A 16,076-nucleotide genomic window follows, 5' to 3' on the forward strand; every position below is an offset into this window, starting at 1 on the left:
GTTGCCTTTTTGTGGTGCAGAGCGGTGTCAGGCATAAAAAAAGCCAGCAGAAGCTGGCTTATCAGAAGGGCGGATTTAGCGTAGCCAGGCGGGCAGATCATTCAGGCCCATCGCCTGCTTCAGCATCATGGGTTTGACACCCGGCAGACGGTCAGCCAGTTTCAGACCCACGTCGCGCAGCAATTTTTTCGCCGGGTTATTGCCTGCGAACATTTCACGGAAGCCCTGCATTCCCGCCAGCATCATTGCGGCGCTGTGCTTACGGCTGCGCTCATAGCGTCGCAGATAGAGGTGCTGACCAATATCTTTGCCCTGCTGATGCAGGCGGCGAATCTCACCGATCAGCTCGGCGGCATCCATAAACCCAAGGTTAACGCCCTGACCCGCCAGCGGATGAATGGTGTGAGCCGCATCGCCCACCAGCGCCAGACGGTGTGCCGCGAAGTTGCGGGCATAGCGCGCCACCAGCGGAAACGATTTGCGCTCGCTTTCCAGCTGGCACAGGCCGAGCCGCATATCAAACGCCACCGAGAGCTGCTGATTGAACAGCGCTTCCGGCATGGTTTCCAGACGGCTCGCTTCCTGCGGCGAGAGCGACCAGACGATGGAACTGAGATGCGGATCCTGCATCGGCAGGAAAGCCAGAATGCCGTCGCCGTGGAACACCTGGCGCGCTACTGCGTCGTGCGGCTTCTCAGTGCGGACATTAGCCACTAACGCATGGTGATCGTAATCCCAGAAGGTCAGCGGAATATCGGCTTTGTTGCGCAGCCAGGAGTTAGCGCCGTCAGCGGCAATCATTAATCGCGCACTTAACATGCTGCCATCCTGCAGGGTAACAAAGGCTTCGTTGTCACCAAACGCGACCTGCTGTAACTGCGAAGGTGCCATTATCGTCACGTCGCTGCAGGCGCTGGCACGTTGCCAGAGCGCATTGTGGATCACCGGGTTTTCGATGATATGTCCCAGATGCGACAGGCCCTGCTGCTCATCATCAAAGGCGATGGAGCCGAAACTGTCCTTATCCCACACTTCCATACCGTGATAAGCGCTGGCGCGCAGCGAGAGAATGGTCGACCAGACATCCAGCTTCTGCAGCAGCCGTTCGCTGGCGGCATTGATTGCCGACACGCGAACTGACGGTGACGCACTCAGCGCCAGCGGTGGCTCCGGTGATTTTTCCAGTACGGCGATGCGCAGTCCGCTGCCCTGCAAGCCGCAGGCCACCGCCAGTCCCACCATACCGCCACCGGCAATCACCACATCAAAAGTTTGCATCTGAGCCTCTTTATTAACGCTTAACCCAGCCAAGCGTGCGCTCAGCCAGTTGATTTCTTAACCACGGCAGATGATCCATCGCCAGCAGGCCCAGGTTACGTCCTGCCACCAGCGGGCCATAGCGATTCGCAAAGACGCGAACCAGTCCGTCGGTGATACCGATGGTGGCGGCGCGGTCGGGCTGACGACGCTGCTGGTAATGATGCAGCACCGCATAGCTGCCGGGGTCCTGCTGCTGCCGATGGGCGGCTGCCAGCGTTTCAGCCAGCGACATCACATCTCGCAGGCCCAGGTTGAAGCCCTGCCCGGCAATCGGATGCAGCGTCTGCGCCGCATTGCCCACCACCGCCACGCGATGCGTCACTGGCGACATCGCCCGGTGCAGCGCCAGCGGGTAATACTCACGCTGGCCGGTGTGGGTAAATTTACCCAGCCGCCAGCCAAAGGCACGCTGCAGCTGGCGGAGGAATTCGGCATCGCTCCACTGCTCAATGCGTTCACGCTGCGAAACCGGATGACACCAGACCAGCGACAGGCGATTGCCGGACATCGGCAACAGCGCCAGTGGGCCATGTTCGGTAAAACGTTCAAATGCCATGCCCTGATGAGGCAGCGCGGTGGAGACATTGGCAATCACGGCAAGCTGTTCATAGTCGTCTCTTTGCCACTGAATGCCGCACGAAGCCGCCAGTGCAGAGCGCGTGCCATCCGCCGCCACCAGCAGTTTGCCGCTGAGTGGTTCGCCACTGTCCAGCGTCACCTCAACCTGCTGCTCATGGCGGTTAGCCTGGATGACACGAGCCGGACAGCGCAGCGTTACGCCGGGTGCTTTTTTCAGTTCCGCAAACAGACGCTGACCGACGTCAAACAGCTCGACAACCTGTCCCAGCGCCGGAATAGCGTAGTCAGCCGCCGCCAGCGACACAAAACCGGCGTGACCGCGATCGGAGACATGAATGTCGGTAATCGGCGTGGCACAACGGGCGATGTGCTGCCACAGATTGATGTCCGCAAGCTGCTGGCAGGTACCGGCAGAGAGCGCAATAGCGCGGCCATCGAAACCGGGATGCGCCCGGCTGCCAGGCTCGCTGCTCTCTATCAGCGTTACCGGCAGTGTGCCCTGGGTCAGATGGGAGATCGCCAGCGCCAGCGTCGCCCCGGTCATGCCGCCACCGGCAATCAGAATCGTCATGCCTGTTTTGCCGCCGCCATCAATGCTTCAATCTCATCCGCCTCTTTCACGACGCTGTCGGTGAGATTTTCAATGCCATCTTCAGTGATCACAATGTCATCTTCGATTCGGATACCAATGCCGCGATACTGCGCGGGCACGTCGGCATCCGGTGCGATATAAAGACCCGGCTCGACGGTTAACACCATGCCAGGCTCCAGTACGCGGTCGCGGCTCGGGGTGCCGTAGTGGCCGACATCATGCACATCCAGCCCCAGCCAGTGGCCCAGGCCATGCATATAGAACTGACGATGGACTTCCTCGGCGATCAATGTATCGACGTCGCCCTCCAGGATGCCCAGCTCCACCAGCCCGGTGACCATGATGCGCACCACTTCATCATTCACTTCACGAATGCTGATGCCTGGCCGGAACAGTTCAAGCGAGCGGTTGAGGCAAGCCAGCACGATGTCATAAATCGCGCGCTGCGCCGGGCTGAATTTGCCGTTAACCGGGAAGGTGCGGGTGATATCGCCTGCATAGCCGTGGAACTCACAGCCTGCATCGATCAGCACCAGATCGCCGTCGCGCATTTCGCTTTCGTTTTCGGTGTAGTGCAGAATGCAGCCGTTAACTCCGGCACCCACAATGGTGTTATAGGAGGGAAAACGCGCGCCGTGACGGTTAAATTCGTGCTGAATTTCCCCTTCGAGCTGATACTCGAACAGGCCTGGCCGACAGGCTTGCATGGCGCGGGTATGCGCCAGTGCACTGATTTTCCCGGCGCGACGTAACAGTTCAATCTCATCCGCATCTTTAAACAGGCGCATCTCATGCACCCAGGGACGCCAGTCAGTGAGGGTATCGGGCGCACTGAGATGCTGGCGGAAGCCGCGACGCAGCTTATCCAGCGCGCTGAACACCAGTGTGTCCGCGTGGGCATATTCGCCCTGCGCATGGTAAACCACATCCAGGCCATTCAGCAGCAGGTGCAGCTGGTCACCAATATCATTCCAGGGTAAAGCGCGATCGACGCCCAGTTTGTCGGGTGCGGCCTCCTGACCCAGGCGACGGCCAGACCAGGTTTCCGCCGCAGGATCGCGCACGCGGTTAAACAACACGCTGTGGTTATGATTCTCATCGCTTTTGATCAGCACCAGCAACGCCTGCGGCTCGTTAAAACCGGTGAAATACCAGAAGTCGCTGCTCTGGCGGAACGGATATTCGGTGTCATTACTGCGCATCACTTCTGGCGCAGCAAAGATTAACGCTGCGCTGCCAGGCACCATCTTCGCCAGCAGCGCCTGACGACGCTGCAGGAATCGTTCCAGTGAAATCATCTCTGCACTCCCTGTAAACTGACCGGTTAAACTCGTTGACCTGAAATTAGTGTAGCGTCGGTTTTTGCACTTCTGGCGCGGTTGGCTGCGGGCGGGTGAACGTATCGTGGCACAGCAGCGCGGCGACACGTACATACTCAATCACCTCCTCCAGCGACTGCTCCAGCTCCTCCTGGTCTTCATCTTCTTCGTAACCGAGCTGTGCGATGGTGCGCAGATCATCGATTGCTTCGCCGGTTTCGCCGGTGACTTTATCCAGTTTAGGCTGTGTTACGCCCAGGCCGAGCAGAAAATGGTTAACCCAGCCCGCCAGCGCGTCGGCACGATCAAATACAGTGATGTCGTCGTCAGCAGGCAGCAGCAGCTGAAACAGGAAGCCTTCATCTTCCAGCGTGGTCGCCGTATGCTCGTGTAGTTCCGCCAGCGGCACGGCAAGAGTGTGTGAAAACGCCATGCCTTCGTTAGCCAGATCGTGTACCAGCGTCTTCCAGCTGGTGTCCTGGTTACCACCGCAGAGGATGCCGCTCAGCAGGCCATGCATTTCCGCGGGCGTCATTCCAACGCCCTGCTGTGAGAGCACCGCCGCGAGCGCGTTGTAATCGGGGGTTGCGTTCTGTAAGGACATAAGTTTTCATCGTCGTTGGCAGAATAAGTTCGTGTTATGCTACCACTAGCTGCCTCAAGGTTTCCAGAAAAGGGGTTGTATCTTATTTCGTGGGTCTATATAGTTGCCCGCCTCCCAAGCCATTGACTGCTAAGGGAGTTGCGAGCGAAGTAATCAGTCAGGAAGGTGGCATGTCTGCACAACCGGTAGATTTACAAATTTTTGGTCGTTCGTTGAGAGTAAATTGTCCGCCAGAGCAGCAAGATGCGCTCAATAGCGCGGCTGAAGATCTCAATCAACGGTTGCAAGATCTAAAAGTTCGCACTAGAGTCACCAATACAGAACAACTGGTGTTCATCGCCGCGTTAAACGTCTGCCACGAGCTGGCGCAAGAGAAAGTGAAAACGCGCGATTATGCTGCTAATATGGAACAGCGTATCCGTATGTTGCAGCAGACGATTGAACAGGCATTAGTTGAGCAGGGTCGCATCTCTGAGCGTGAGGGTGCGAAGTTCGAATAAAACTTCATGGTTGCTATACTTAAGTAACGGTGAGGTAAATTTTCTCTGAGATGTTTGCATGTGGGCCAGTCCCCTGAGCCGATATTTCGAAAAAACAGAATGTGACGCTCGTAACCTGTGTGCATGCTCGGTTCGTCCGAGAAGCCTGATGGTTATGACGGCATGTTCACCTTGAACCAAGGGTTCAAGGGTTACAGCCTACGGCGGCATCTCGGAGATCTCTCTTCCTGTAGTCCTGCTTTTTTCCCCTGACTGACATGTTATAGTCGCTCAACAGCGACTTATCCGGCGGGGAAATCATGTCTGAACCTTCCATGTCTGAACCTTCAATGACCCAGCGTCAGGCGATTCGCCAGCATGTGCGACATCTGCGACGGGCACTTACCGATGAGCAGCAAACGCAGGCCGCTGAGCAGCTCGCTGAACATGCGCTCAACTACGCCCCGGTGACTGAAGCGCGCAATATCGCCCTGTTTCTGTCGGTGGATGGCGAACTGAATACCCGCCCGCTGATTGCCCGCCTCTGGCATCTGAAGAAAACGGTCTGTCTGCCGGTTTTACACCCCTTCTCCCCCGGTAATTTGTTGTTTCTGCGCTACTCGCCCGATACTCCATTGCTCAAAAATAAGCTGCGCATTCCTGAACCGCCGCTGGATATCCGGCAGGTGATTACCCTTGATCAACTGGATCTGATGATGGTGCCGCTGGTGGCGTTTGATCAGCATGGACAGCGTCTGGGGATGGGCGGCGGCTTTTATGATCGCACCCTGCAGAACTGGCGGCAGCACGGTTTTTTGCCGGTGGGCCTGGCACACGATTGTCAGCAGGTCGATAGCCTGCCGGTGGCAGAATGGGATGTGCCTTTGCCGGCGGTAATGACGCCATCAAAACTCTGGCAGTGGGAGTAGAAGAGTCGCTTTTGCAGACAAGTGAAAACCCATACCTGGGCGCATCTGGCAGCAATGAAATAGCTTAACGCGCAGGGAACATGGTCAGAAGAGGAAAGCGTCCCGCCGCCCGGATAAAAACGCCGGGAGCGTTTTTAAACAACGCAACGCGTTGGCCCGGTTACGGGCGCACCTCAGGGATGAGGTGCGTAATCGCGCGGGACGGGCATGCCATGGATGGCGGCTTTTGCATCTTTCCGATCTGACCGTGTTCTCTTCGCAGTCTCGGTCTTACAGCAAATCGGGACAGCCTGTATTAACTACCTGAAGAGACGCGACTAAGCGCCTGTTCAGGTTGGTAGCGCTTAGTAAAGCAGACGGGCGCGGATAGTACCCGGAATCGCCTTCATCAGTTGCAGCGCGTTCTCAGCCACTTCCGGCTCTGCATCAATGTCGATCACCACATAGCCCATAAACGGCGAGGTTTGCAGATACTGGGCGGCGATGTTGATGCCCTGCTCGGCAAAAATCTGGTTGATGGCCGTCAGCACGCCAGGGCGGTTCTCATGGATATGCAGCAGACGACTGGCGCTGATACCGTGAATCGGCAGTGACACTTCGGGGAAGTTAACAGCCGAGAGAGTCGAGCCGTTATCGGAGTATTTCGCCAGCTTGCCCGCCACTTCAATGCCGATGTTCTCCTGCGCTTCTTCCGTCGAGCCGCCAATGTGCGGCGTCAGAATCACGTTGTCGAACTCACTCAGTGGAGAGATAAACGGCTCGCTGTTGGTAGCTGGCTCGCTCGGGAAGACGTCGATGGCTGCGCCACCCACATGCTTGCTGGCCAGCGCATCGCACAGCGCCGGGATATCCACCACCGTGCCGCGTGAGGCGTTAATCAGCAGCGCGCCAGGCTTCATCTGCGCCAGCTGCTCTGCACCAATCATATCCTGTGTAGAGACGGTTTCCGGCACGTGCAGGCTGACCACATCGCTCATGTTGAGGAGATCGGCCAGATGGCGTACCTGCGTGGCATTACCCAGCGGCAGCTTGTTTTCAATGTCGTAGAAGAAAACATGCATACCCAGGCTTTCTGCCAGCACGCCCAGCTGCATTCCGATGTGGCCGTAACCGATAATACCCAGTTTTTTGCCACGCGCTTCAAATGAGCCTTTGGCAATCTTATTCCAGATGCCACGGTGTGCTTTCGCATTCGCTTCCGGGATGCCACGCAGCATCAGCAGCATCTCACCAATCACCAGCTCCGCAACCGAGCGGGTATTTGAGAACGGCGCATTGAACACGGGAATACCCCGGCTGGCAGCCGCCTGCAGATCAACCTGGTTGGTGCCGATACAGAAACAGCCAACGGCGACCAGCTTTTCAGCCGCCGCAAAAATCTCTTCAGTGAGCTGGGAGCGGGAACGGATACCAATAAAGTGTGCATCACGGATCGATGCTTTTAACGCGTCGGAATCCAGTGCGCCCTTATGGAATTCGATGTTGGTATAGCCTGCAGCCCGCAGGTTCTCCAGCGCGCTCTGATGGACACCTTCCACCAGCAGGAACTTAATCTTATCTTTTTCCAGTGATACCTTTGCCATTTCCCGATCCTATTCAGCATTCAATGAGGACTACCATAAGCCAGCCTTCTGTCAAAATATCAAAAAAATCGCGTCGGGCAATACAAACGATTGCCCGGCCGCCAGCACGGCAGCGGCTGACGGCAGCACATTGCCGGACAAAATAAGGAGGTCGGACTGGAAGAGAGAACGAACCCGCTGCCGATGACGGTTATGTGACATAAGTCACCAAATTTCACCGCAGCGAGAAAAGATGATTTGCAGGCAGAAATAACCGACGCCGCATCGACGCCGGACAGATCATTTTTTGATGGTTTTCACGCCATCAGGCCCGCCAATCAGTGCAATATCGGCACCACGCGCGGCAAAAAGGCCCACGGTAACGACGCCAGGCAAGGCGTTGATGGTTTTTTCCAGCTCAATGGGATCGAGAATGCGCAGATTATGCACATCGAGAATAATGTTGCCGTTATCGGTGACCACGTTCTGACGATACTCAGGCAAACCGCCCATTTTCACCAGCTGACGCGCCACATAACTGCGCGCCATCGGGATCACCTCGACCGGCAGCGGGAAACGGCCCAGCACATCGACCTCTTTTGAAGCGTCAGCGATACAGATAAAGGTTTCAGCCACGGCGGCCACGATCTTTTCGCGCGTCAGCGCCGCGCCGCCGCCTTTGATCATCTGCATCTGTGGGTTGATCTCATCCGCGCCATCTACGTACACCGACAGCAGGTCAATCTCGTTCAGGTCGAACACCTGAATACCCAGGCTCTTCAGCTTCTGGGTTGAGGCATCCGAGCTGGAGACGGCACCTTCAATCTGATGCCTGACCGTGGCAAGCGCATCGATAAAGTGGGCAGCGGTGGATCCGGTGCCCACACCAACAACGGTGCCCGGCTGCACGTACTCAAGTGCAGCCCAGCCAACGGCTTTTTTCAGTTCATCCTGGGTCATGGTATGTTTAAAACCTGTGCGACAACGAAGTGCGCGTAGTATAAAACAAGGCTTGCTGAAAATGCTCGGCTGACCGACGTGGATTTATCGCTTTGGAAGCCAGCCCACAAAAAACAAGAGAGCCATCACAGGTGATACTTTTGTGGCATAGTGACATCCATCCTGAAGGAGAGAGAAGAATAATGAAACGCCCGGATTATCGAACGCTTCAGGCGCTGGATTCAGTGATCCGCGAACGCGGATTTGAGCGTGCCGCTCAAAAATTATGTATCACCCAGTCAGCGGTTTCACAGCGTATCAAGCAGCTGGAGAATCTGTTTGGTCAGCCGCTGCTGGTGCGAACCGTGCCACCACGTCCGACCGAACAGGGTCAGAAACTGCTGGCGTTGCTGCACCAGGTGGAACTGCTGGAAGAGGAGTGGCTGGGCGATGAGAACAGTGGCACCACGCCACTGCTGCTGTCGCTGGCGGTCAATGCCGACAGTCTGGCGACCTGGCTGCTGCCTGCGCTGAAGGATGTGCTGGCAGATTCACCCGTACGCCTGAATCTGCAGGTCGAAGATGAAACCCGCACCCAGGAGCGTCTGCGTCGTGGTGAAGTGGTGGGTGCGGTGAGTATTCAGCCGCAGCCGCTGCCCAGTTGCCTGGTGGATCAGCTCGGTGCGCTCGACTACCTGTTTGTGGCATCGCGCGACTTTGCCGATCGCTTCTTCCCCAACGGCGTCACCCGCTCTGCCCTGCTGAAAGCGCCTGCGGTGGCGTTTGACCATCTTGATGATATGCATCAGGCCTTCCTGCAACAGAACTTTGATCTCTCACCGGGCAGTGTGCCCTGCCACATCGTGAACTCCTCTGAAGCCTTTGTGCAGATGGCGCGACAGGGTTCGACCTGCTGTATGATCCCGCATCTGCAGATTGAGCGTGAGCTGGCGAGCGGTGAGTTAATAGATCTGACGCCAGGCTTGTGTCAGCGCCGGATGCTCTACTGGCATCGTTTTGCGCCGGAAAGCCGGTTAATGCGTCGGGTGACCGATGCGCTGATTGCGCATGGACATCGGGTACTGCGTCAGGATGACGTCGCAGCCTGAAAACAAAAACGGGGCGAAAGCCCCGTTTTTACTGCTGACAAATTATGCCCCGAACGGCTGTAAGGATGGATTGGCTCAGGGAACAAGGTCAGATCGGAAAGGCGCTTAAGCCAATCCCTGGCCGCTCGGCCCGCGCCGTCCATGGCGCGGGACGCTTTCCTCCTCTGACCATGTTCCCTTCGCTTTGAATTTATTCATTGCGGTCAGATCCTGAGATTCATCGGCAGTCTTAACGGGGCATCAGCCCCATTTTGCACTATGGCGTATTGGGCTTGATCTCAAACACCACATCAACCTGATCGTCAAAGTTGATGCTCTGCTGATCGTAGGTCTCCTGCGCCGAGGTATCTGCCGCTGCAGCCGCTTTATACATACGGTTCATCGGCATCGGCTGATAGTTAGCGACCTGATAACGAATGCTGTAGATCGATCCCAGCTTCGCGTTAAAGCCTTCAGCCAGCTGTGATGCCTGCTGAGTCGCATTTTTAATCGCTGCTTTACGCGCCTGCTCTTTGTAGCTCTCCGGATTTGCCACGCCTAACTCGACGCTACGCACCTCATTCAGACCGGACTTCAGCGCCCCGTCCAGCAGATCATTCAGCTTGTCCAGCTGACGCAGGGTTACCTGCACCTGACGCACCGCACGGTAGCCTTTCAGGACTGATTTACCCTCTTTGGTGTAATCGTACTCAGGCTGGGTGCTCAGGTTTGCCGCATCAATATCTTTCTTCTCAATGCCGTTTTTTTGCAGAAAATCGAAATATTGTGCAACCCGGCTATCCGCCTGCTTTTTCGCATCTGCGGCATCTTTTGACGACACGTTCACCACGATAGAGAGCGTGGCGATATCGGGACGGGCATCGACCGTTGCCTTGCCTGAGGTCACCACGTGTGGCCCGTTCGGTAACTCATCAGCGTGTACGCCAGGCAATGCCCCGGCGCTCATGATTGCGGCCAGAGCCAATGCTTTCAGTTTCATGAAAGTCCTCCTTGAAAAGGTACTATGACGGCTTCCAACCGGCGAAGCCCAACAGCGCATCGGTATGCGCCATGCTTTGAGTGGTCATTATGGCAAAAGTTCGGCCTCCGCGCGGCAATAACCGCACCGGATCGACGTTGGGATCAAAATCCGGCAATGCCCTGGCGCGCCAGTTGCAGGGCGATAAACCACATCACCGCGCCTACCAGCAGGTTAATGATGCGCTGGGCTTTGGCGGTGCGCAGGCGTGGTGACAGCCAGGCGGCCAGCAGCGCCAGACCAAAGAACCACAGGATCGACGCACTGATGGTGCCCAGCGCAAACCACTGACGCGCGGTGGTGGTCGGCAACTGACCGCCAAGACTGCCCAGCACCACAAAGGTATCGAGATAGACGTGCGGATTGAGCCAGGTCACTGCCAGCAGCGTCGCGATAATGCGTCCCCTGCTCTGCTTTAATGGCTCACCATCCGCCAGATCGGCGTCGCCGCGAAAAGCGCTACGCAGTGCGCCCCAGCCATACCACAACAGAAAGGCTACGCCCGCCCAGGTGATCACCATCAGCAGCAGTGGAGACTGGCTCAGCAAGGCACTGCCGCCAAAGATCCCACCGCAGATCAGCAGAATATCACTCAGCGAGCAGAGGGCCGCCGTCATCAGATGATACTGACGCTTTACGCCCTGATTCATGACAAAAGCGTTCTGCGGTCCCAGCGGCAGAATCAGCGCGGCGCCCAGGGCAAGCCCCTGAAAATAGAGAGATAACACAGGATTATTTCCTCACATCGTTAGAGGAGGAGAAGTATAAAGAGAGAGGATGATTAGCGGAAATTGAAAGAATTAATCTGCGATTAGCAAAATGAATGGGCGACAGACGCCGCCCACTGAAAGATTACTGTGGCTGAACCTGGGTTGCTTCTGCTTCAGGCGCCGGCTTCTGATGCAGATGCACATCCATCTGCGGATAAGGAATACCAATCCCTTTTCCATCCAGCGCACGCTTAAAGTTCTTCAGCAGATCCCAGTAAACGTCCTGCAGGTCGCCGCTGTTGCTCCAGCAACGCACCACAAAGTTCATAGAGGAGGCTGCCAATTCGTTAAGACCGATCTGAATACCTTTATCTTTCAGCACGCGGCTATCCGCTTCTACAACCTGTTGCAGTAAGGCGATCACTTCATCCACATCCGCCTCGTAAGCCACGCCAATGATAAATTCATTACGGCGAACCGGTTCACGCGAGAAGTTGACGATGTTCCCGCTGATGATCTTGCCGTTTGGCACCACCACGATTTTGCCGTCTGCCGTTCTCAGCGTGGTGGAGAAAATCTGCACATGCAGCACGGTTCCCATAACGCCGCCCAGATCGACGAACTCGCCGGTGCGAAACGGACGGAAAGTGACCAGCAGAACGCCTGCAGCAAGGTTAGAGAGTGACCCCTGCAGCGCCAGACCCACGGCCAGACCCGCAGCACCCAGCACGGCAATCACCGAGGCGGTCTGCACACCGATGCGTCCCAGCGCTGCGATAACGGTGAAGGCGATAACCCCATAGCGCACCAGTGCGGAGAGGAAGTCCGCCACGGTAGCGTCTATGTGACGGGCGCGCAGCAGGCGATTTACGGCATTAGAAATGATACGGGCGATAATCATCCCGATAATAATGATGGCAATAGCTGCAACGATATTTACGGCATAGCTGATGATCAGCGCCTGATTGCGAACCAGCCAGTTACCTGCGTTGTTTAAGCCGTCGACGACGTGTAACTCTTCCATTAATAAGCCCTGTTGTTAGATTCCCACCGGGAATGAAAAAACTGCCAGATGACATCCGACACCCTGCCATCAAGGGTAATCAATTATCTCCTTAAGCGCCAAACCGACCGGCGTTTAACCCTGTTTTTCCAGAAATTGTGCATAAAAAAAGGCCCTTTCGGGCCTTTTTTGTACGGTAACGACTCTTCAGTTACAGCACGTCGACAGCGTTAAGCTCTTTGAAAGCCTGCTCCAGACGCACTACCATAGAGGCCTGGGCTGAACGCAGCCAGACGCGTGGGTCGTAGTATTTTTTGTTTGGCTTGTCAGCGCCTTCCGGGTTACCCAGCTGCGACTGCAGATAGCCTTCGTTCTTTTTGTAGTACTGGAGGATGCCGTCCCAGGTTGCCCATTGGGTATCGGTATCGATGTTCATCTTGATCACGCCGTAGCTGATAGACTCTTCGATTTCTGCAGCAGAAGAACCTGAACCGCCGTGGAAAACGAAGTCCAGCGCGTTGTGCGGCAGGCCATGTTTTTCACACACATATTTCTGCGAATCGCGCAGAATGGTCGGAGTCAGTTTCACGTTACCTGGCTTGTAAACGCCATGTACGTTACCGAATGAAGCCGCAATGGTGAAGCGCGGGCTGATAGCATTCAGTTTTTCGTACGCGTAGTTCACATCTTCTGGCTGGGTGTACAGTGCAGATGCGTCCATGTGGCTGTTATCAACGCCATCTTCTTCACCACCGGTGCAGCCCAGTTCGATTTCCAGCGTCATGTCGAGTTTCGCCATGCGCGCCAGATATTTGCTGCTGATCTCGATGTTCTCTTCCAGTGACTCTTCTGACAGGTCGATCATGTGAGAAGAGAAGAGTGGCTTACCGTTTTTCTGGAAGTACTCTTCACCTGCGTCCAGCAGACCGTCGATCCATGGCAGCAGTTTCTTGGCACAGTGGTCAGTGTGCAGGATAACCGGCACGCCATACTGCTCAGCCATCAGGTGAACATGGTGTGCACCCGCGATAGCGCCGAAAATTGCCGCGCCCTGTGGTTTGTCCGTCTTGAAGCCTTTACCCGCGATAAATGCAGCACCGCCGTTAGAGAACTGGATGATGATTGGCGCTTTAACTTTCGCCGCTGCTTCCAGTGCCGCATTGATGGAGTCGGTGCCGACGCAGTTTACGGCTGGCAGTGCGAATTTGTTCTCTTTCGCAACTTTGAAGATCTTCTGTACGTCATCACCAGTGACAACGCCGGGTTTTACGAAATCAAAAATTTTAGACATGATTGTGTCCTGTTTCGTGACCGTTGTTCCCCTTGAGGAACGTCGATTTAAACGCCCAGACGGGCAAGACTTCAGGCGATGCCGCCAGGCATCGCCCCCAAAGGATTACTGCTTCGCACGCTCTTCCAGCATGGCAACTGCAGGCAGTTTTTTGCCTTCCACGAACTCAAGGAACGCGCCGCCGCCGGTAGAGATGTAGGAAATTTTGTCTTCGATGCCGAACAGGTCGATAGCCGCTAAGGTATCGCCGCCGCCTGCAACAGAGAAGGCATCGCTGTCTGCAATGGCGTTAGCCACGATCTCGGTGCCTTTACGGAAATTAGGGAACTCAAACACGCCCACCGGGCCGTTCCACAGGATGGTTTTAGCATCCTTCAGGATGGCAGCCATCGCCTGTGCGGTTTCATCACCAAAGTCCATAATCTCTTCGTTATCCGCAACTTCAGAAACCTTTTTCACGGTAGCGGTCGCAGTTTCAGAGAATTCTGTGCCGACACGTGAGTCAGTTGGAACCGGAATACCGTGCTGATCGCGCAGGCCTTTAGCCGCTTCAACGAAGTCTGGCTCATACAGAGATTTGCCGACGTTGTTGTCGATAGCGACGAAGGTGTTGGCAATGCCGCCGCCCACAATCACGGTGTCCGCGATTTTGACCAGAGATTGCAGCACGTCAAATTTGGTAGAGACTTTAGAGCCCCCTACCACAGCCACCAGCGGACGCTCCGGGTTGCTCATGACTTTACCCAGCGCTTCCAGTTCTGCAGAGAGCAGCGGGCCAGCACAGGCGATAGGGGCAAATTTGCCGACGCCGTGGGTAGAAGCCTGCGCGCGGTGCGCGGTACCAAAGGCGTCCATCACAAATACGTCGCACAGAGCAGCATATTTTTTAGACAGCGCTTCGTCATCTTTCTTTTCGCCTTTGTTAAAGCGAACGTTTTCCAGCACAACCAGTTCGCCAGCGCCGACTTCAACGCCATCGAGGTAATCTTTTGCCAGGGTCACGGTGGTGCCGCTAAGCTTGTCTTTCAGGTAGTTAACTACCGGCAGCAGCGAGAACTCTTCATTGTATTCACCTTCGGTCGGACGACCCAGGTGAGAGGTAACCATTACTTTCGCGCCCTGTTTCAACGCCGCTTCAATGGTTGGCAGAGAAGCACGGATACGTGCATCAGACGTCACTTTACCTTCTTTAACCGGTACGTTCAGATCGGCACGGATCAGAACGCGTTTACCAGCCAGATCCAGATCGGTCATCTTAATTACAGACATGGTGAATCCTCTCGTTGATTCTCATAAGTTTTGCCAGACGCATACCGCGTCTTACCTGAAACCGCTTGCGGCCATCGCTAACGTCGTGTCGAGCATTCGGTTAGCAAAGCCCCATTCGTTGTCACACCAGACCAGGGTCTTGATAAGGTGTTGACCGCTGACCCGCGTTTGTGTTCCGTCCACAATGGCACTGTGCGGATCATGGTTAAAATCTACTGAGACTAACGGTAATTCCGTATAGTCAACTATACCACGAAATGTCCCTTCTGCCGCGCTTCGCAACAGGGTGTTAACTTCACACGCCGTCACCGCCTGATGCACAGAAACGCTGAGATCAATGGCCGTCACGTTAATCGTCGGAACGCGAACGGCTATCGCCTCGAAGCGATCGTTGAATTTCGGAAAAATACGGGTAATGCCTGCCGCCAGGCGAGTGTCCACCGGGATGATCGACTGACTGGCTGCACGCGTACGGCGCAGATCGCTGTGATAGGCGTCGATCACCTGCTGATCGTGCATCGCCGAGTGGATCGTGGTGACGGTGCCGGATTCGATACCAAACGCATCATCCAGCAGTTTAATCACCGGGATAATGCAGTTAGTGGTACAGGAAGCGTTGGAGACGATGCGGTCACTGGCGGTGAGTAACTGCTGGTTAACGCCATACACCACTGTGGCGTCGAGATCGTTTCCGCCGGGATGAGAGAACAGCACTTTTTTGGCGCCAGCCTGAAGATGCGCTTCGCCATCAGCGCGTGAGCCATAGACGCCGGTGCAGTCCAGCACCACATCCACGTCGAGTTCACGCCACGGCAGATCGGCAATGGCTGCACGGTGCAAAATGCGCAGGGTATCGCCACCCACCCACATTACATCGCGCTCCTGGCGGACATCGAAAGCAAAACGGCCATGGCTGGTATCGTATTTCAGCAGATGCGCCATACCGGTGGCTTCTGCCAGCTCGTTAATCGCGACCACGGTGATCTCTGCACGTCGGCCCGTTTCATACAGCGCGCGCAGGACGTTGCGTCCAATCCGGCCAAAACCATTTATCGCTACCCGTACCGTCATTTCTCTCCTGCCACGTCAGACTGAAAAAAACGTGCCGTTAGCCTGAGCGTTTCACTGCATTTTGTACAGGAGATTCTTACCCGGCATTGTCCGAAACCAGGGCGATTTGCCTGGCGACTGAAACGGTTCAGCTACAATAATAGAAGGAAGGAATAACAGGAATGATTGTGATCAATCTGACTGCTTAAATTTGGATCTGCGTCACAAATTAAAGCAAAAGGCGGTTATTACTGCAGGAATAAAAAAGTAAAAGGGACGAAAATTTCGTCCCTCTGTTTTTAC

General features: G+C 55.6%; 15 protein-coding genes and 1 other RNA gene. 4 read left to right on the top strand and 12 right to left on the bottom strand.

Annotated elements, in window-relative coordinates; translation table 11 throughout:
- Positions 1-75: 75 nt before the first annotated feature.
- Genes ubiI through ACMGGP_RS14395 form a run of 4 tightly spaced genes read right to left on the bottom strand, consistent with a single transcriptional unit; the run spans position 76 to position 4,414 of the window.
- Positions 76-1,278 carry an FAD-dependent 2-octaprenylphenol hydroxylase gene (gene ubiI / locus ACMGGP_RS14380; protein WP_010671056.1) on the bottom strand — a complete coding sequence of 401 codons (1,203 nt, stop codon included), beginning with the start codon at positions 1,276-1,278 and terminating at the stop codon, positions 76-78.
- 13 nt (positions 1,279-1,291) lie between these two features.
- On the bottom strand, positions 1,292-2,470 hold the full coding sequence (ubiH, locus tag ACMGGP_RS14385) for a 2-octaprenyl-6-methoxyphenyl hydroxylase (protein WP_498798583.1): 1,179 nt from the start codon (positions 2,468-2,470) through the stop codon (positions 1,292-1,294).
- Positions 2,467-3,789, bottom strand: coding sequence for a Xaa-Pro aminopeptidase (gene pepP / locus ACMGGP_RS14390; protein ID WP_080694246.1), 1,323 nt, complete (start codon positions 3,787-3,789; stop codon positions 2,467-2,469). The genes ubiH and pepP overlap by 4 nt, the downstream gene beginning before the upstream one ends.
- A 46-nt stretch (positions 3,790-3,835) precedes the next feature.
- Positions 3,836-4,414, bottom strand: a complete 579-nt coding sequence (locus ACMGGP_RS14395) for a YecA/YgfB family protein (protein ID WP_022623836.1) — start codon at positions 4,412-4,414, stop codon at positions 3,836-3,838.
- Positions 4,415-4,584: 170 nt separating this feature from the next.
- Between ACMGGP_RS14395 and zapA the strand changes: the two genes are divergently transcribed.
- The 3 genes from zapA (at position 4,585) to ACMGGP_RS14410 (ending at position 5,822) form a co-directional block, all read left to right on the top strand.
- The gene (gene zapA, locus ACMGGP_RS14400) at positions 4,585-4,914 is read left to right on the top strand and encodes a cell division protein ZapA (RefSeq protein WP_008925677.1); all 330 of its coding nucleotides are present in this window, start codon (positions 4,585-4,587) and stop codon (positions 4,912-4,914) included.
- Between the two features lie 39 nt (positions 4,915-4,953).
- Positions 4,954-5,136: non-coding RNA, 6S RNA (gene ssrS, locus ACMGGP_RS14405), on the top strand.
- 77 nt (positions 5,137-5,213) lie between these two features.
- Positions 5,214-5,822 (top strand): 5-formyltetrahydrofolate cyclo-ligase, encoded by a 609-nt coding sequence (locus ACMGGP_RS14410; RefSeq protein WP_250488836.1) that lies wholly within the window; start codon positions 5,214-5,216, stop codon positions 5,820-5,822.
- Positions 5,823-6,166: 344 nt separating this feature from the next.
- Here ACMGGP_RS14410 and serA read toward each other — a convergent pair whose 3' ends face one another.
- Both serA and rpiA read right to left on the bottom strand, forming a co-directional pair.
- On the bottom strand, positions 6,167-7,405 hold the full coding sequence (serA, locus tag ACMGGP_RS14415) for a phosphoglycerate dehydrogenase (protein WP_010248817.1): 1,239 nt from the start codon (positions 7,403-7,405) through the stop codon (positions 6,167-6,169).
- A gap of 279 nt (positions 7,406-7,684) precedes the next feature.
- On the bottom strand, positions 7,685-8,344 hold the full coding sequence (gene rpiA / locus ACMGGP_RS14420) for a ribose-5-phosphate isomerase RpiA (RefSeq protein WP_010248819.1): 660 nt from the start codon (positions 8,342-8,344) through the stop codon (positions 7,685-7,687).
- Between the two features lie 182 nt (positions 8,345-8,526).
- Between rpiA and ACMGGP_RS14425 the strand changes: the two genes are divergently transcribed.
- Positions 8,527-9,432, top strand: a complete 906-nt coding sequence (locus tag ACMGGP_RS14425; protein ID WP_010248822.1) for a LysR family transcriptional regulator ArgP — start codon at positions 8,527-8,529, stop codon at positions 9,430-9,432.
- Positions 9,433-9,688: 256 nt separating this feature from the next.
- Here the strand turns inward: ACMGGP_RS14425 and ACMGGP_RS14430 are convergent, their stop codons facing one another.
- From ACMGGP_RS14430 to epd, 6 genes are all read right to left on the bottom strand, one after another.
- A complete protein-coding gene (locus tag ACMGGP_RS14430; RefSeq protein WP_010248826.1) occupies positions 9,689-10,411 on the bottom strand; it encodes an oxidative stress defense protein in 723 nt (240 codons plus the stop codon).
- Positions 10,412-10,554: 143 nt separating this feature from the next.
- Entirely contained in the window at positions 10,555-11,178 is a 624-nt protein-coding gene (gene argO, locus ACMGGP_RS14435) for an arginine exporter ArgO (protein WP_010671062.1), read from the bottom strand.
- 124 nt (positions 11,179-11,302) lie between these two features.
- Positions 11,303-12,184: a small-conductance mechanosensitive channel MscS gene (gene mscS, locus ACMGGP_RS14440; protein ID WP_010248833.1), complete on the bottom strand. Its 882-nt coding sequence runs from the start codon at positions 12,182-12,184 to the stop codon at positions 11,303-11,305.
- Between the two features lie 190 nt (positions 12,185-12,374).
- The gene (gene fbaA / locus ACMGGP_RS14445; RefSeq protein WP_010248835.1) at positions 12,375-13,454 is read right to left on the bottom strand and encodes a class II fructose-bisphosphate aldolase; all 1,080 of its coding nucleotides are present in this window, start codon (positions 13,452-13,454) and stop codon (positions 12,375-12,377) included.
- 105 nt (positions 13,455-13,559) lie between these two features.
- Complete coding sequence (pgk, locus tag ACMGGP_RS14450; RefSeq protein ID WP_010248837.1) at positions 13,560-14,723, bottom strand: phosphoglycerate kinase; 1,164 nt, start codon at positions 14,721-14,723, stop codon at positions 13,560-13,562.
- A 51-nt stretch (positions 14,724-14,774) separates the two neighbouring features.
- Positions 14,775-15,794, bottom strand: a complete 1,020-nt coding sequence (gene epd / locus ACMGGP_RS14455; protein WP_010248839.1) for an erythrose-4-phosphate dehydrogenase — start codon at positions 15,792-15,794, stop codon at positions 14,775-14,777.
- Between the last annotated feature and the right edge of the window lie 282 nt (positions 15,795-16,076).

It is taken from the genome of Curtobacterium sp. BNK-1 (assembly GCF_048685235.1).
Taxonomy (GTDB): Bacteria; Pseudomonadota; Gammaproteobacteria; order Enterobacterales; family Enterobacteriaceae; genus Pantoea; species Pantoea agglomerans.